Origin of the sequence: Actinoplanes sp. CA-015351, assembly GCF_050955685.1 — a bacterium.
GTDB lineage: Bacteria > Actinomycetota > Actinomycetes > Mycobacteriales > Micromonosporaceae > Actinoplanes.
Genome location: NZ_CP192102.1, coordinates 2,944,949 through 2,960,575 on the forward strand (window position 1 = coordinate 2,944,949; position 15,627 = coordinate 2,960,575).

A 15,627-nucleotide genomic window follows, 5' to 3' on the forward strand; every position below is an offset into this window, starting at 1 on the left:
GGATCGCGCCCGGCCGGGTGTCGACAAAGGACGCGAAACAATTTGCACTGACCGTACCGATTGTTTGGTCGATCGATGTTTCCCGATTGCGAAGATCCGGTGCCCGGGATGTTGCCGCAAGCCGGGTGATCTCCAAAGTGCCGATTCCGGCCCGGCCGCGTTTCCATCGCGCTGAGCAGGGGCACAGCAGTGCGTAACCAAGGAGGTGAACGCAGTGACCGCAAGCGCATCCACGAGCGGCGAGCACACCAGCGCGTCGACATCAGACCTGGTCAGCCAGGCCGCCGCCCAGATCTCGACTCTGGTTCGCGACGAGTTGACCCTCGCGAAGCTCGAGCTGACCGAAAAAGGCAAGCGCGCCGGTGTCGGCGGCGGGTTGTTCGGCGGGGCAGCCGTCCTCGGCCTCTACGGGCTGGGCCTGCTGCTGACCCTTGCCGTGGTGCTCCTCGACCTGGCCTGGCCGCTCTGGCTGGCCGTGCTCGTCGTGATGGTCGTGGTCTTCGCCGCGGCCGGAGTCGCCGCGCTGCTGGGCCGGACCAAGTTGAAGCAGGCTGCGCCGCCGGTGCCGAGCGACGCGATCGCCGGTGTCGAAGCCGACGTGCAGACCATCAAGACCGCAGCACGAGAAGGACGCCACGCATGAGCACCCCGGACAAGCCCGTCGACCCGCAGCAGCTGCGCGCCGAGATCGAGCAGACCCGCGCCGACCTGGGCAGCACCGTCGAGGCCCTGGCCGCCAAGACCGACGTGAAAGCCCGCGCGAAAGGCGCCGCCGCCGACGCGAAACACCGCGCCACGGAGGCCGCCGCCGACGCCAAGGACCGTGCTGTCGAGGCCGTCAGTGGGGCGAAGGACCGTACCAAAGAGGCAGCGACCGACGCGAAAGAGCGAGCGAAGGTCGCGGCCGTTGATGTGAAAGACCGTGCTCAGCAGACGGCGGTCGAGGTTCGGGAGAACCCGCGCCGGGCAGTTTCCCCGGTCCTGGTCGGCGTCGCTGCCGCGGCCGTGGTCACCGGCATCGTCGTCGCCGCGCGCCGCCGGCGCGCGTGATCCGCCAACCGACAGGAGCGATGTGATGATCCGCCTCGTTACGCTCGCGGCCGGATTCGCAACCGGTTACGTGCTCGGCACCCGAGCCGGCCGGGAGAAGTACGAACAGATCGCCGCCGCCGCGCGCAAGGTGAGCAGCAGCCCTCCGCTGACCCGCGCGCAGAGTTCCGCGAAAGCGCTGCTCGACGCCGGTGTCGACCCCGCCGACACCAGGCCGCGAGCGGCCGGCGTGGTGAAGTCCGACGAGCCGGTGGCCGGTGCCCGGCCGGCGCCGCTCTACGAGACCGAGACCCCGTCGGGCCCGACCACCTACACCGGTGGCACCCTTTCCTGAGCTGATCAGGACGATGGGCCCGGCCAAGCGGCCGGGCCCATTACCGTCTTACGGCTGGAGGATCGGGACGGCTGCCGCTGCGGCCGGCGGGGCCTCCACGGTGATCGCCAGCTGCTCGGACCGGGTGAGGCTGTTGAACATCTTCAGGGTCTTGTTCGCGGCGTTCTCCTCGAATCCGCCGATCGGGTCACCGTCGAACGGCTTCGAGTTGTGGCGGCGGTCCAGCTGGAACCAGCGGTGGGTGCCGATGCCGGCGATGCTCTTCCCGCTGGTACCCTCGGTGTTCCACCAGATCCAGCCCTGGAACTGCCAGCCGGTGGTCGCCGGGTTCCAGCTGGACAGTTCGTCGTGCACGTCCTTCAGGAACGCGGCCCGTGCGCTGCCGTCGATGTCCCATGGCGGCTGGATCGCTCCGAGCTCGGGCAGGATCCGGGGGCGCGTGTCGGAGGAGTCGTACCGGTACCCCTTGATCTTCTTGAGCCAGGCCGCCGCGTCGGGGAACCTGGTGAACACGGTGTCACCGCCACCCGGGGCCCACGAGTTGAGGTACGCGTCGACGCCGAAGAAGTCGCCGGTTCCCGGGTCCCACTCGCGGTAATCGCCGCCGTTCACGTTCTCGGTCCACTGCTTGGTCATGGCCGGGCCGCACCGGATCCGCGAACGCACCGACACCGGCAGCTCCGTGTCCAGCATGGTCATCAGCGCGTTGAAGTTCGCCGCGAACCGCTCCGGAGTCAGATGCCGGTCGCCCTCCGGCTCGTGGTGGTCGGTCAGGTAGAGCACCTTCACCCACGGCTTCATGGTTGTCAGCATGTCCCGCAGCGCGTCCAGCTTCCGCGGGTTGCCGTCGATCTTCCCGGAGATGAACGGGATGGCGCCCACCCGCTGGCAGTACTGGTACCGGGGATCGGTCCAGTCGGGCGGCACGCCGTCGGAATTGGGGAAGATCCGGAAGATCTCGTTCTTCTCCAGCGTGTTCTCCCAGTGGGAGATCTCGTGCTTCTTGAAGGTGGCCCCGATGAGCACAGTGCTGTTCACCCCCGGACGGCCTGGTCAGACCGCCTCGTTGTGGCGTGCAAGGTCGCTCTCATCGTGAGCCAGAAAACGGATATAACGGTCTTAAACCTGACTTATTACGCTGTCAGGTGAACCGGAGGAGGTTTAAAGCGGTGGGCGGCGTGGGCCGCCCACCGCTTCCGGTCACTCAGTGGTCCGCTGTCACCGCTTCCTTGTCCGGCGCCGGGTGGGCGGCCGGGTGGCTGCGCTCCAGGCCCCGGCAGGTGTCGCGCCGCCCCGCCAGGTGCCGCGCCGCCCCGGCAGGTGCCGCGCCGCCCCGCTCTGCCTGGATCTTGTGGACTTCCCCGCAGACGTGGCCGCACAACTCCACAAGATCGAACAGGCCTAGCCGATCTTGCGGAGTTACGCGCAAACGGCTCGCCGAACTTCACAAGATCGGCGAAGCACCGCGCTCACCACGGCGGAACCGTGAAGCACCGCGCTCACCACGCGAGCCTGTGAAGCTTCGCGTTGGCCGAATCTTGGAGACCGGTGGGGCATAGAGCACCTGGGCATAGAGCACCTAGGTATAGAGCACCTAGGTATAGAGCACCCACGAGTCTCCAAAATCCGGCACTGTTCACCCACTGTGGTGGCAGCGCGTCACCACAACGCTCGCATACCACCCGAACCGACCTGCCACTGACGGCCGTCCCGAAAATTGTGCACTTGTGGTCGATCGGCCGGCCGGACCGCACAAGATCTCCGAACGGCACCTCCCGCCGGGAAACCGCCATGCCAACCCGAGGGCGCGACTGCCCATGACGGGGGCCGTGCGGCGCGAGGGCGCTGCGATCTTGAGCGATTTACTACACCAGCAGGGCGGCGGAAATCGCTCAAGATCTGCGGTGGGACGCCGGCTAGGGCATGCGGTCACTGCCGGCGAACTTCATGGCCTGGGTGCCCAGCACGTCGTCGTGCCGGGCGATCTCCGTGCCGTCCCGGTAGACGGTTACTCCGCCGTGCCAGGCGCAGTATTCGACCTGCTCGTACTGGCTGATCCGGTCGTCGTGGTGGTGGACTTCCAGGACGTCTGCTGATGTTGCGGCCATGAGCGACCTGCCTCTCGTCGTCCCCGGACAGCACGGAAATCGCGGAAAACCCGGAAGTCCCGAAACCCCGGAAGTCCCGAAACCCCGGAAGCCCGGGAACCCCGAAACCCCGGAATCGCAACCCGGGATCACCCCGCCGCCCAAAGGACACGCCCTATCGGCGGCCGGCCGGCTCGCTGAAGGATTCGTCGAGGGTCCAGCGGAGCTGGAACACCAGTGCTGCCGCCATCAGCGCCGCCGGCACCACCGTGAACCCCAGCAGTAACGCCGTACGAGCGGACCCCGGCTGCACCACGCTCGCGCCCTCCGTCGTCGCGACGAAACCGCCAAGGGCCAGGGCCGCCGAGTACAGGTACGGGCCGATGGCTGTTCCGGTCGCCTCGGTTGCGGTCCACACGCCGGTGTACGCGCCCGCCCGGGCCACCCCGCGTGACTCCGCGCCGGCCACCGCGTCCGGGACCATCGAGAAGGCGAACAGCTGCAAACCCGCGAACGCGATTCCCAGGAGCACGACCACGATGACGGCGGGCACTACCCCGTACCCAAGAAGGGGAGTGAGCGAGCCGATCACAAAGACCACCTGGGAGATGATCAACCCGCGCTGCTTGCCGATCTTCCAGGAAACGGAAGCCCAGACCGGGCCGGCGATGACGGCCGGGCCGAGGAAGGCGCCCATGAAGACGGCGGTGAGGCCGGAGTTTCCGAAGACGTGCTCGGTGTAGAACGGCAGCGCCGCCAGGAACAGATGGGTGGTGGTGCCGGTGAACAGGTAGGAGAGCACCAGCGAGCGGAACATGAAGACCCGGGTGCGCTCGTGATAGTCGATGAGCAGGTCGGACGGGGTGGACAGGTACGGAACCTGGAAACAGGCGAAGAGCAGATTCCCGGCGATGAACCAGCCGCCGACCCACAGCGCTGCCGACGCGCCGGACAGTCCGCTGGGCACGGTGAACATGCCGGCCATCGCAATGGCGAGCAGCAGTCCGATTTTGAGCAGGCCGCGCCGATGTCCGCTGCGGCGGGCGTCGCGATCGGACCGGCTGCCGAGCAGCGGGTGCACGACGACGTCGATGATCTTCGGCAGCAGCAGGGTCAGGCCGGCCAGGAACGGTGAGACGCCGAGCGTGTGGGTGAGGAAGTAGAGCAGCAGCAGGCCGGGCACGGTGACCCAGACGCCCATCCCGATCGAGCCGGTGGCGTAGCGCCCGCGAACGCTCCGGAGCGGACCCGGCCGGCGAGGGTGCGGGCGACGATCCGGTCGGTCAGCGCGGGGAAGTGCCGGGCCAGGAAGAATTCGACCGATCCCCGGCGCGTGGTCGGTAGATGGCGTCGCGCACGGCTGCTCAACGCGGCCTTTTCCACGGTACGCACAACGCCCTCCAGCGGCTCGAACTGACTCATGCCCTGCAGGGACAGCCCGGCCTGAGCCGTCGAGTCATGGATCGGGCTCCGGACGGCGGACGGATACACGCACGTCACTCCGACATGGGTGCCGATCTCCAGTCGCAGCGCGTCGGCGTACGCGACAACCGCCCGCTTCGACGCGCCGTAAGCGGCCGCCAGGGGCAGTTGCATGACGGCCATCCGCGAGGTGAGCATCACGACCCGGCCGCGCGAGGCGACCAGGGCGTCCACGCACGCGGCGGTGACCCGCCAGGTGCCGAGCAGACGCGGCCACGAGCTTGGCCTGCGCCTCCACCAGCGGAAACGCCGCGCCGGTGGACCGCATCAGCCCGACGAACGCCAGGCTCGGGTCGTCGAGATGAAAAACCCGCTGGTACAGCGGTAGCGCTTCCGGGTCCGGTCCGAGCCATCGCTGCGACAAGAACGGCATGTGTACGCGATAACCGGTCGCCCACACGATGACATCGACGAGTTCGGTGGTGTCGTCGGTGAAGACGACCTTGGCCCCGTCGAAGCGGGCGATGCCGGGGCGCGGGACGATCTCGCCGTGGGTGAGGCGGTGCAGGATCGTGTCGCTGACCGTGGGGTGATTCTGGAACAGGCCGCCGGACGGAGCGGGCAGGCCGTAGTTCTCCGGCCGGCCCACGGCCAGCCGCAGCATCGTCTCGGCCAGGCGCTGACGTAAACGCCAGGGTAGAGCCGCGATGGCGCCGCCGGTCGCGTCCGCCGGGCGGCCGAACAGGTACTTCGGGACGATGTGGACGCCGCGCCGGGCGGAGAGCAGAACCGGGGTCTCCGCGGTGCAGGAGGCGTCCACGGCGATGTCCATTGCCGAGTTGCCCATGCCGACGACCAGCACCTTCTTGCCGGTGAAGACATCGGGGGTGCGATAGTCGTGGGCGTGCATCTGGGTGCCGTCGAAGGTGCCGGGATAATCCGGTGGCGGCGGCTGGTACGGCGGCGGTGGTGGTGGCGGTGACAGCAGCGGCGGGTCAGCGGCCGGCGGCGGCGCCGGATCCAGCCACGGGCCGGCCGGGGCGACCTTCGTGCAGGGTGCCCGAACCGGCAACGGCGAGGTCCGCATCAGCTGGGGCGCCGGTACGCCGACCGGGTCCGGCGGGCAGGTCACACCGTTCGCCCTCACCGGTGGACCGCAACTCTTCGAGGTGCCCGCCGGGGTCACCGCGGTGGACGTACGGGCAGTGGGCGCTCAAGGCGGCACCGGTACGGCACTGGCCGGACTCGGCGCTGACGTTTCCGCCGAGGTGGCCGTCACCCCCGGTCAGGTGCTCGCCGTCCTGGTCGGTGGCCGGGGCGGCAACGGTGACGGGTGCGGCGCGCTCAGCTGCGGCGAACCCGTCGCCGGCAAGAGCATCGGCGGCTTCAACGGCGGCGGGTCCAGCACCTTCGCCGGCGCCGGTACCGGACGTGGCACCGGGGGCGGTGGCGCGACCGACCTGCGCCGCGGCAGCTGGCGGCTGGACAAACGCATCGTGGTCGCCGGCGGCGGTGGCGGATCCGCGGTCAGCGGCGTCGTCGAGGCCGGACGCGGGCGCGGCGGTGACGCCTCCGGCCCGATCGGCGACGACGGCGCTCCCGGTGACGGCCGATACGTCGGTGGCGGTGGTGGCACCCAGTCGGCCGGTGGTGCCGGCGGTGGCGCGTACGCGGGCGCGGGTCGTGCTCTGGACGGTGGCAGCGGTGGTGGCGGCTGGTTCGGCGGTGGCGGTGGTGGCGGCGACAGCAGCGGCGGCAGCCCGGGCGGCGGCGGGGCCGGATCCAGCCACGTCACCGACCCGATCGGTGAACCCGCGTACGCCTCGAACACCGCCGGTGGTGACGGGCAGCTGACCATCACCGCCGAGGCGGCGGAACCGGGGTCAACACCGGCGCCTACCGCTCCCGGCTCGGTGGTGCTGACACCCGTCACCTCCGGTGAGCTGCGCGTGGGTTCCATCTGGAAGGTCACCGGCACGTTCAGCAAACCGCTGCGGTCGTACGCGTGGCTGCGCTGCACCTCACTCGACCCCACCACCTGCACCCGGATGGCGGGAGCGACAGCGGCCACCTATCGCACGCGCACCGCCGATCTGAGCAGGTTCGTCGCCGTCGACGTCGCCGACACGGACGGCAACACCGGCCGATCGGAGCCGCGGTTCATCCAGGAGAACGTCTGCAAGGTGCCGATCGAGTTCAACGACGGCGCGTACTACAAGACCCGGACCCGGGCGAGCACGACGATCACACCCCGGCCCGGCTGGGGCTGCATGCGGATCAACATGTTCATCGCGGCCGAGATCATCGATCTGCTCGGGTACGGCAACGATCGCGGACCGTCTCCACTCGCCGACGCCACGGCGAGCAAAGGCTCGATCTGGGTCAACTTCGAGACCGGCCGGCTCGACGTGGTGGCGAACCACACCGACACGAAGGTTGCCTCCTTCAACGCGTTCCCGGTGAACGTCACCAAGAACGCCGATTCCGGTGTCGCGGATGCGCTGGTCAGGTGCATCCGGTCCGAAAAGTTGCAGGTCCCTCACCTGGACAAGTTCTGCCAGGGCCGGGTGTACGAGACGTTCCGGAAGGCGAACTCGGCGGGTTTCTACTTCCCGAGCACGAACACCTCCGGCCCATTCCGGATCCGCTATCACTTCACCAATGCCGCCCGGCGTTACACCGACATGGCGCCCGCCGCGATCGACGGGATCTTCGGTTTCACCGGAACGGCCGACGGCCGGATCTCGGTCTCCTGTGCGTTCATCGATAAGTTCCCGTCGATCGAGATCTACCAGGATTGGCCGTCGCCGAAGGCCGGTGGCGTTTACACGCTGCGGAAGGTCTTCTATCGCAAGGAATCCAGCCCGCGGGACCTCAACGCGAGCGCACCGAAGTTCAGCACCGGAAAGTGTGGTCGAATTGCACGGCCGACGAACCGAAAGGCATCGATGGAACGGCTTCCCGGGGTGATGGCGTCGGTCATGAACCAGTACTACGCCCCGATCGGGACCGACCCGTACGAGGACGTGATGCGCGACTACAAGACGTGGTCGCCGATGTAGTCCACCCCGTCGTTATGCTGCTGGCGAAACCGCTGGTTGATGGGGGATCGAGAGATGAACGACGGTTCGTCCTCCGGCACGGTGCGGTTCGAGATCCTCGGACCGGTCCGGGCGTACCTGGGGGCCGAGGAGGTGGATCTCGGGCCGATCAAACAGCGGGGACTGCTGGCTGTTCTGCTGCTGAACGCCGGCCGGGCCGTGCCGATGGGCCAGATCATCGCGGCGCTCTGGAACGGCGATCCGCCGGAGAACGGCATCGATGTGGTGCAGAGGTTCGTGGGTGGGCTGCGGCGCGCCCTCGACCCGGAACGGACGTCCCTGATCGCGCTGGCCGACGGCGGATATGTGCTCCGAGCGGGTGAAAACGCGATCGACGTCCAGCGCTTCCGGGCGGCGGTGGCCCGCGCACAGGGCGAACATCAGACCGGCAGGCTCGATGCGGCCGCTGACGAGGTGCGTACCTCGCTGGGCCTCTGGCAGGGCGAGCCACTCGCCGGCCTGACCGGCCCGGTCTTCGAGTCCGCCCGCTTCCGCCTCAACGCCGAACGCGCCACCGCGTCGCAGCTCCTGGTCCGCCCGATGCGCCTGCACCCACCGGAACCCGCGCCGCCGGAGCCGGCCGCGCCGGCGCACCTGGAACCGACCCGCGCGGCACCCGCGCGCCTTGACCCGGCCCGGGCCGCGCCCGCCACGATGCCGCCGACCCGCATCGAGCAGGTGGGGGAGAGGCCGGAATATCCCGACGCCGTTGACCCCTGGGAAGGGCACGATCTCTTCCCGCCTGATCCGGCGCGGTGACGTGACGGGAACGGCCGCTCAGCGGGAGCGGAAGCGGCGGCTCGACGCGCAGGTCAGGATGGATGCGGGATTCGATGTAGGTAACCGTCGCGCCGCGCCCGCGCTGTTCGGTACGGCGGATCTCCTTCTCGATCGGCAGCCGGTGCATCGGCAGGTCGCGCAGCGACTCGCAGGCTGTCCGTCGCGGCGGCGTCGAGCACCCGGCGGCAGGCCTTGGGCCCACGGCGCGGGATGTCAATGGAGATGATCTTCAAATTGGGGCAGCTTCTCAGGCCGCGACATATGTGACCCACGTCACGCCAGCTGGAGGATCGCCGGCCGAAGAGCTTTCGTCTTGTGGGTTGTGAGACGAAGTTTGAGCGCAGCTGACGAGGGTGAACTCGTGCGTCGCACCGCTGCCGGTGATCGGCGTGCGTTCGACGAGCTGTACCGGCGGACCTCGCCGTGGCTGCTCGCCCGGTTGCGCCGGCGATGCGCCGACGACGACGTGGTCGCCGACGTCATGCAGGAGACCTACCTGGCCGTCTGGCGGGCGGCAGGCAGTTTTGCAGGGGCGGAAGCCGGGGCTGACGGCAGTGCCGTCGGCTGGCTGTGGACCATCGCGGCGCATCGGCTGGTCGACGCGTTCCGGCGGCGGGCCCGGGCCAACAACGTGCCGGCGGTTCCGTTCGCCGAGACCGTCGCGCCGGGCGCCGAGGACGAGGTGATGGCCGGGCGGGTCGGTCAGGAACTGGAACAGGCCCTGACCGAGCTGCCGCCGGAGGCCCGGGACGTTCTGCGGGCCATGGTTCTCGACGGGTTCTCGGTCCGGGAGACGTCGGTGTTGCTGGGCGTACCCGAGAGCACGGTGAAGTCCCGGGCGCGGCGGGCACGGATCTTCTTGCGGGAGGCGTTGTCGTGACCACACATCCGAGCCCAGCGGTGATCGCCCGGTACGCCGATCGCCACGCCGCCCTCGACGAGGTCACCGCCTGGTCGGTCGAGGTGCATCTGGAGGAGTGCACGGACTGCCGGGCTCTCGTGGCACACCGCACCGAGGACGACAGCCGGGACCTGCTCGCCTCGATCGCCGCCGGTGTCGACCGGGGGATCGCGGCCGGGCCGGCTCCGGAAAAGCGCCGGCGGCTGACCTCGGCGCGGCACCGCTGGATGGTCTGGCGGCTGGCGCCGTGGCTGATCATGACGATGGCCGTGCTGGCCTGCGCCGTCGGCCTGCAGACGCTGCAGCCCGCCTTCCCGTCGCTGGTGGCGCTGCTCGCACCGGTGGCGCCACTACCGGCGGTGGCGATCGCCTGGAGCCGGCGGCATGACCCGGCCTGGGAGCTCATCGCGGGCACCCCGGCGGCCGGACTCGCGATGCTGCTGCGCCGGACGGCGGGCGTTCTCGTCGTGGTGATTCCGGCGCTGGCCGTGGCGAATACGCGTACCCAAGGGTCGTTGGCCTTGACACTCCTGCCGTGCCTGGCCTTCACGGCCGCGACCATCGCTCTGGGTGGCTTTGTCGGTGTTCGCCGCGCGGCCGTCGCGCTGGGCACCGCCTGGGCCGTCGCCGTGATCCTGCCCGCGGTGGTCACCGCCGAACTGCCGGTGGTGCTGCGACCGGGCAGCTCCGGCGGGTGGGCGCTGGCCGCGCTCGTCCTCGGCGGCCTCGCCGGCGCGCGGAGCGGCAACTTCCGCCGGCTCACAAGCCACAACTGACATCACTGAGAGGAACACCTTCATGCGTACGGTGAGCGCGGCCGAGACGGCCCCCACCACCCATCCCTGGGCTGTTCATGCCGAGGGACTCCGGGTACGCGCCGGCCGGCATCTCGCCGTGGACGGTCTCGACCTCACCCTCGGCACCGGCGTGCACGGTCTGCTCGGGCCGAACGGCGCCGGCAAGACCACGCTGATGCGCGCCCTGGCCACGGTTCTGAAGCCGGCCGGCGGAAAGCTCACCCTGCTCGGCGAGGCCGTCGACGGTCACGGCGACCTGCGACGGGTACGCCGCGGCCTGGGCTACCTCCCGCAGCAGTTCGGCTTCTACCCGCGTTTCACGGTCCGCGAGTTCGTCGAGTACATGGCGTGGCTCAAGGAGATGCCGAAGACCGCGATCCCGGGCGCGACCCAGCGGGCCATCGACCGGGTCGGGCTGACCGCCAAGGCCGGCGCACGGATGAAGACGCTGTCCGGCGGCATGCTGCGCCGGGCCGGCATCGCCCAGGCGATCGTGAACGACCCGGCCGTGCTGCTGCTCGACGAGCCCACCGTCGGCCTCGACCCGGAGCAGCGCCTCGACTTCCGGGAGCTGCTGCGCGACATCGGCGTCGACACGTGCGTGCTGGTCTCCACCCACCTCGTCGAGGACGTGGTGGCCGCCTGCTCCGACGTGGTGCTGATCGCCGAGGGCCGGCTCGTCTACCAGGGCACACCGGACGACCTGGTCACCCAGGGCGGTGACGGGGATCCCGGTGACAGCCCGGCGGAACGGGGTTACTCCGCGCTGCTGCGCCGGCACCGGGCGGAGGCCGGCCGATGAGCCGCGTCTTCGGCATCGAGCTGCGTCGCTCGGCGGCGCTCGGATCAGCCCTGATTCTGCTGGTGGTGGGGGTACTGGCGCTGTACTTCGCGGAAGGGATCGGCTTCTCCGACGGGTGGATGCAGCTGGCCATGACGCAGCGGCTCTACCTCGCCCTGCTCTGGCCGCTTGCGCTCGCCGCCGGCGCCTGGCAGGCCCGGCGCGAGCATCGGTCGAAGGTGGGTGAGTTGTTCGCGAGCACGCCGCGCCGGGTCGCGCAGCGGGCCATGCCCATCCTTGGCGTGATGGCCCTCGCGGTGATCGGCGCCTACCTGGCGATGAGTCTCGCCGGCGGGTTGTGGATCGTCGCGACCGCCCGGTACCTCCCGGTCGCGGTCTTCGCCGTCACCGCTGTGGGCGTGCTGTCGCTGATCGCGGCGGTCTGGATCGGCCTGGCGATCGGCCGGCTGCTGCCCTGGCCGGTGACCGCTCCGGCGGCGGCCGTCGCGGGTCTCGGGCTGCTGCTGAGCCTGCCCGGCGCGACGCGGCCCCGAGGCTGGCTGGCCCTGGTGTTCTCGCCGATCTACGAGATGAACATGCCTGATGCCTTCGCCGCTGTTCCCGGCCGGGTCAGCGCCTCGCAGGCCATCTGGCTGGGCGCCCTGGCGGTCACCGCGGTGATGCTGTTCGCCTCCACCGGGTGGCGTCTGCGGGTGGCGGCGGTGCTGCCGGTGTTGCTGGGCGCGGCGCTGTCGATCGCGGTGATGCCGCACGGGGGCCGGGTCGTCATCAGCGCGATCGACCCGGTTGCCAAGGAACTGGTGTGTGCGGAGCGGGTGTGCCTGAGCCGGGTACACACCGGACTGCGGTCCGAGATCGCCGGACCGGCCGCCGACGGCCTGGCGGTGCTGGCGAAACTGCCGGAGGCGCCGGCCCTGGTGCACGAGGACACCAGCACCTTCGTCCCGGACGACTTCCCGCGATGGCGTACCGACGTGGTTTTCCTGCGGGTCGAGGCCGGCAGCGACGGGGGACTGGAGAACAAGGACAGGGTGCGCGCCGACGTGGTCGCCGGGGCGTTCGCCAGCGACTTCACCTGCGGCGACGCGGCACCCCTGGCAGATCGGTACGCGGCTGCCTACTGGCTCATCGGGCGTGAGCCGGTGGCCGGCCCGGACGCCTTCGCCGACGACGTCGCCCTGACCGCGGTGCTGTGGAAGAGCCTGCGCGACATGCCCGCCGACGAGGCCCAGGCCCGGGTGGTGGCGCTGCGCCAGGCCGCACTGACCTGCTCGGCCGGCGACGGGCTGTTCCCCCAGGACAAGCCATGAGGTTCCTGACCCTGTATCTGCGCTCGCGGCGGGCACCGCTCGCGCTGGCCGGCGCGATCGCCTCGACGGCGGTGACGTGGACGCTGTGGTCGGTGTTCTCGGACAGCCCGGAAGCCGGCGTGCCAATGGTGATCCTGACGGTTCTGCTGCTGGTGGCCGCGCTGACCGCCACCCTCGGCGGGCCGGACGACGCCCTGGAGGCGACCGCCGCGCTCCGGTGGCCGCCGCGCCGGATCGCCCACCTGATGGTGGCGTTTCTGCTGGTGACTGGGTTGATCCTTGTCACCTGGGCGACCGGGGCGCGGTTCGGGCCGGGCTGGCTGGTGATCCGGGACGCGGCCGGGCTGCTCGGGCTGACCGCGCTGTGCGCCGCGACGATCGGTGTCCCGAAGGCCTGGTTCCTGCCGCTGGGCTGGACCTTCGCGGCGGCGCTGTTCCCACAGGCGGATCCGCTCGCCGGGCGGGTGCTGACGTGGCAGGCGCAGGCGCCGGAGAGCACCTCCGCAGCGGTGACGGGCGGGCTGTTCGCCGTCGCCGGGATCGTCGTCTACGCGGTGTCGGGGCCGGCGAGACGAGCGCCCGCCGAGGCCGCACAGCAGTAGCCGGCGGCATCGGCGGGCGCGTCGAACTTCTAGTGACCGGTTTCGGTCGGGTGGTTCAGCGGCTTGGCGTCGCTGGTGATGCCGACGCCGCTCAGCACCGGCGACGTGCCGCCGTTGCCGCTGGTCAGCTCGGCCCGGTACTGCGCGTACCGGGATCCGCCGGTGACCTCGCCGCCCTGGCCGACGAGTGTCCAGCCGGTCCAGCCCGCTCCCGGGGTGGAGGTGCTTCCGGTGCGGACATAGAGCTTCACCGCGGCGCCGGACGGGACGGATGCCTGGTACGACAACCGGTCCCAGTTGACCATCTGGCCGGCGTCGAGCACCCGCGACACCAGGGTGCCGGTGCGGGCCTTGCCGTCCAGGCGTACGCCGCCGGCGGTGACCGTGGCGCGGGTCGCCTTGCCGGTGCGCTGGCCGGCGACCGTGTAGTCGGCGACACCGGCGGCGGCCGAGACGAACGTGGTCCACCGCGAGGTCGACACGTTGCCCGACTCGTCGACGCTGCGCACCCGGTACCTGTACCTGGTCCGCGGCTCCAGCCCGGTGACCACGGCGCTGTGCTTCGTGCCGGACTCATCGGCCGGCAGGGCGGCGAAGCCCTCGACCTCGAGGGTTCCGGCGGCCGGCTCGTTCGTGGTCCAGGAAACCGTCGCCGTGCCGTCCGGACGGGCCAGCACCGCGACCTCGGTGCTGGCCGGGGCCTTCGTTCCACGGTCTCGGTGACGAGCTTCCGTACCGGCGACACCGTGGTCCGGCCGTCCGGCGCGGTTGCCCGGGCCCGGTACCAGTAGGTGGTGCCGGCCTTGAGGCCGGTGAGCTCGACGGTCCGCTCGGTCGCCTGTGCGCCGTCGACGACCTGCGCGGTCAACGCGCTCGCGCTGGTGCCGTACTCAACGGCGATCCTGCTGGAGAGGGTGCCGGCCACGCTGACATCGGCGCTGGTGGCCGAGGTCTCCGGGACGCTCACGGTCATCTCGGGTACGGCCGCGGCCGCACCGTAGGTGGCCAGATGCGCGCCGGACGCGGCGGTGAACATCGCGTACTCAACGCCCTTGATCGTCGTCCGGGTGAACGACACCGGCGTGCCCGCGCGGGTCAGCGTGGTGAGCGTCCGGCCACCCGGGCCGAGCGTCGGGACCATGCCGGTCAGCCCGGTGGCGCCGACGCCCACGTTCACCGTGAACGCGAGGTTGTTGCCCGACCAGGAGATACCCGAGTACGACGAGGCATTGCGCCCGTCGACCCAGGTCAGCAACTGTTTGGCGGTGATGATCGGTACGTTGCGGGCCTGCGCCGAGGCGAGCAGGGCATCACTCTGGTACTGGGTGGAGACGTCGGTGTGCAGGTTCGCGGTGAAGGCGCCGTAGTAACCCTCGGCGCCGAGCGCGCGATCGAGCAGGGTGTTCACCGTGTACGGGTAGCTCTGGTCGGACTCGTCGGTCATCTGCGTCGCGGCCTGGTACACGTCGATCAGCCCGCCGGTCTTGGCGGAGAAGCGCATCGGCATGCCGGAGCCGGTCATGAAGCCCGGCCGGTCGGCGACCCAGTACCCGGGCCAGTAGTAGTAGTTCGTGTCGAGCCGGATCCCGTTGTCCAGCGCGACGCTCGCCTGACTGGACCAGTCCGACCAGACGATGCAGTGCGTGCGGTTGGTGACCGGGCCCTGCACGGCGGTGTACTTCGATCGGAAGGTGGTGAGTTGGCTGGTGTAGAACCCGGCCAGGCTGCTCGCCGTCCAATCCGAGCAGTTGGTGTTGACGTGCAGACCGACCTCGAAGCCCCGCGACTGGTAATTGGTTGCCTGGGCGCTGGTCAACGCCGTGTTCGGGAAGATGTACGACGTGTACCGGGCGCACTGCCAGTCCTCGACCACACAGCCGGCCGGGCTGTTCGCCGCGTACTGGTCGAAGCGGCCGGGCGTGCCGTTGTTGGCGTGGTCGTCGCCGGTGGCGACCACGACAGCCTTGAGACTGCGTGGGAAGTACCAGAACTTCGGCAGCGGCTTGCGGTCGAGGTTCATCGCGCCGATCAGGTTGGCCAGCAGCCGCTGCTGCTCGTCGGCCTGCGGCACGGCGACCTTCGCCAGATTGACCCAGTCGGTGGCGCCGCTGCCGCCGAAGTAGAGGTCGTCGGAGCGTTTTGGTGCTGTGCCGTCACGTTCCTGACCGTCCCAGGCCGGGTTGCCCTGCCGGGTGTAGACCAGCGACTGGGCCAGGTCGAAGGTGAACGCCGCGGCCTGGCCGCCGCTGCTGCCGACGCTGACCAGCGACACCGCCGGGTTGGTGGTGGCCGCCGTCGCGGTCGAGTACAGCGTGGCGACCGAGCGGGCGCCGTTCAGCGTGTACCGGTCGGCGGTGCCGTGGTACTGGATCGTCTGGTCGGTGATGCCCGCGCCGGGTGACGAGGCCGTGTCCACCTTGAGGTACCCCTCGGCCAGCGTG

At 70.1% G+C, this 15,627-nt stretch carries 15 protein-coding genes and 2 pseudogenes; 10 read left to right on the plus strand and 7 right to left on the minus strand.

The annotated features are described in order from the left end of the window. The first annotated feature begins 205 nt into the window (after window positions 1-205). The 3 genes from ACQP2E_RS13180 to ACQP2E_RS13190 are packed head-to-tail and all read left to right on the plus strand — an operon-like array spanning window position 206 to window position 1,384. Window positions 206-643: a phage holin family protein gene (locus ACQP2E_RS13180; protein WP_433831320.1), complete on the plus strand. Its 438-nt coding sequence runs from the start codon at window positions 206-208 to the stop codon at window positions 641-643. Beyond that, on the plus strand, window positions 640-1,050 hold the full coding sequence (locus tag ACQP2E_RS13185) for a DUF3618 domain-containing protein (protein ID WP_433831322.1): 411 nt from the start codon (window positions 640-642) through the stop codon (window positions 1,048-1,050). Before ACQP2E_RS13180 ends, ACQP2E_RS13185 begins: the two co-directional genes overlap by 4 nt. A gap of 25 nt (window positions 1,051-1,075) precedes the next feature. Next, on the plus strand, window positions 1,076-1,384 hold the full coding sequence (locus tag ACQP2E_RS13190) for a hypothetical protein (RefSeq protein WP_433831324.1): 309 nt from the start codon (window positions 1,076-1,078) through the stop codon (window positions 1,382-1,384). Window positions 1,385-1,432: 48 nt separating this feature from the next. Here ACQP2E_RS13190 and ACQP2E_RS13195 read toward each other — a convergent pair whose 3' ends face one another. From ACQP2E_RS13195 to ACQP2E_RS13215, 5 genes and pseudogenes are all read right to left on the minus strand, one after another. Further along, window positions 1,433-2,422, minus strand: coding sequence for a hypothetical protein (locus ACQP2E_RS13195; RefSeq protein WP_433831326.1), 990 nt, complete (start codon window positions 2,420-2,422; stop codon window positions 1,433-1,435). 878 nt (window positions 2,423-3,300) lie between these two features. Next, the gene (locus ACQP2E_RS13200; protein ID WP_433831328.1) at window positions 3,301-3,492 is read right to left on the minus strand and encodes a hypothetical protein; all 192 of its coding nucleotides are present in this window, start codon (window positions 3,490-3,492) and stop codon (window positions 3,301-3,303) included. 154 nt (window positions 3,493-3,646) lie between these two features. Then, window positions 3,647-4,672: an MFS transporter gene (locus ACQP2E_RS13205; RefSeq protein WP_433831330.1), complete on the minus strand. Its 1,026-nt coding sequence runs from the start codon at window positions 4,670-4,672 to the stop codon at window positions 3,647-3,649. Beyond that, complete coding sequence (locus ACQP2E_RS13210; protein WP_433831332.1) at window positions 4,585-5,127, minus strand: SDR family NAD(P)-dependent oxidoreductase; 543 nt, start codon at window positions 5,125-5,127, stop codon at window positions 4,585-4,587. The genes ACQP2E_RS13205 and ACQP2E_RS13210 overlap by 88 nt, the downstream gene beginning before the upstream one ends. Window positions 5,128-5,224: 97 nt before the next feature. After that, window positions 5,225-5,980: pseudogene (locus ACQP2E_RS13215) on the minus strand (hypothetical protein); the annotation flags it as partial. Between ACQP2E_RS13215 and ACQP2E_RS13220 the strand changes: the two are divergent. The 7 genes from ACQP2E_RS13220 (at window position 5,943) to ACQP2E_RS13250 (ending at window position 13,186) form a co-directional block, all read left to right on the plus strand. Beyond that, complete coding sequence (locus tag ACQP2E_RS13220) at window positions 5,943-7,955, plus strand: glycine-rich protein (protein ID WP_433831334.1); 2,013 nt, start codon at window positions 5,943-5,945, stop codon at window positions 7,953-7,955. The pseudogene ACQP2E_RS13215 and the gene ACQP2E_RS13220 overlap by 38 nt on opposite strands. A 54-nt stretch (window positions 7,956-8,009) precedes the next feature. Further along, a complete protein-coding gene (locus tag ACQP2E_RS13225; RefSeq protein WP_433831336.1) occupies window positions 8,010-8,753 on the plus strand; it encodes an AfsR/SARP family transcriptional regulator in 744 nt (247 codons plus the stop codon). A 343-nt stretch (window positions 8,754-9,096) separates the two neighbouring features. Then, window positions 9,097-9,654 carry an RNA polymerase sigma factor gene (locus ACQP2E_RS13230; RefSeq protein WP_433831338.1) on the plus strand — a complete coding sequence of 186 codons (558 nt, stop codon included), beginning with the start codon at window positions 9,097-9,099 and terminating at the stop codon, window positions 9,652-9,654. After that, a complete protein-coding gene (locus ACQP2E_RS13235) occupies window positions 9,651-10,451 on the plus strand; it encodes a hypothetical protein (RefSeq protein ID WP_433831340.1) in 801 nt (266 codons plus the stop codon). Before ACQP2E_RS13230 ends, ACQP2E_RS13235 begins: the two co-directional genes overlap by 4 nt. A 22-nt stretch (window positions 10,452-10,473) precedes the next feature. Beyond that, window positions 10,474-11,274, plus strand: coding sequence for an ATP-binding cassette domain-containing protein (locus ACQP2E_RS13240; protein WP_433831342.1), 801 nt, complete (start codon window positions 10,474-10,476; stop codon window positions 11,272-11,274). Beyond that, complete coding sequence (locus tag ACQP2E_RS13245; protein WP_433831344.1) at window positions 11,271-12,584, plus strand: hypothetical protein; 1,314 nt, start codon at window positions 11,271-11,273, stop codon at window positions 12,582-12,584. The genes ACQP2E_RS13240 and ACQP2E_RS13245 overlap by 4 nt, the downstream gene beginning before the upstream one ends. Then, on the plus strand, window positions 12,581-13,186 hold the full coding sequence (locus ACQP2E_RS13250) for a hypothetical protein (RefSeq protein ID WP_433831346.1): 606 nt from the start codon (window positions 12,581-12,583) through the stop codon (window positions 13,184-13,186). Before ACQP2E_RS13245 ends, ACQP2E_RS13250 begins: the two co-directional genes overlap by 4 nt. Before the next feature lie 29 nt (window positions 13,187-13,215). Here ACQP2E_RS13250 and ACQP2E_RS13255 read toward each other — a convergent pair whose 3' ends face one another. Both ACQP2E_RS13255 and ACQP2E_RS13260 read right to left on the minus strand, forming a co-directional pair. Further along, entirely contained in the window at window positions 13,216-13,509 is a 294-nt protein-coding gene (locus ACQP2E_RS13255; protein ID WP_433834298.1) for a hypothetical protein, read from the minus strand. A 183-nt stretch (window positions 13,510-13,692) separates the two neighbouring features. Next, window positions 13,693-13,863: pseudogene (locus tag ACQP2E_RS13260) on the minus strand (fibronectin type III domain-containing protein); the annotation flags it as partial. Between the last annotated feature and the right edge of the window lie 1,764 nt (window positions 13,864-15,627).

What these genes read in the sequence shown, in the direction of transcription:
- ACQP2E_RS13185 (WP_433831322.1), top strand. Translation starts at nt 640, where the DNA reads ATGAGCACCCCGGACAAGCCCGTCGACCCGCAGCAGCTGCGCGCCGAG.
- ACQP2E_RS13190 (WP_433831324.1), top strand. Translation starts at nt 1,076, where the DNA reads ATGATCCGCCTCGTTACGCTCGCGGCCGGATTCGCAACCGGTTACGTG.
- ACQP2E_RS13200 (WP_433831328.1), bottom strand. Translation starts at nt 3,492, where the DNA reads ATGGCCGCAACATCAGCAGACGTCCTGGAAGTCCACCACCACGACGAC.
- ACQP2E_RS13205 (WP_433831330.1), bottom strand. Translation starts at nt 4,672, where the DNA reads ATGGGCGTCTGGGTCACCGTGCCCGGCCTGCTGCTGCTCTACTTCCTC.
- ACQP2E_RS13225 (WP_433831336.1), top strand. Translation starts at nt 8,010, where the DNA reads ATGAACGACGGTTCGTCCTCCGGCACGGTGCGGTTCGAGATCCTCGGA.
- ACQP2E_RS13240 (WP_433831342.1), top strand. Translation starts at nt 10,474, where the DNA reads ATGCGTACGGTGAGCGCGGCCGAGACGGCCCCCACCACCCATCCCTGG.
- ACQP2E_RS13245 (WP_433831344.1), top strand. Translation starts at nt 11,271, where the DNA reads ATGAGCCGCGTCTTCGGCATCGAGCTGCGTCGCTCGGCGGCGCTCGGA.
- ACQP2E_RS13250 (WP_433831346.1), top strand. Translation starts at nt 12,581, where the DNA reads ATGAGGTTCCTGACCCTGTATCTGCGCTCGCGGCGGGCACCGCTCGCG.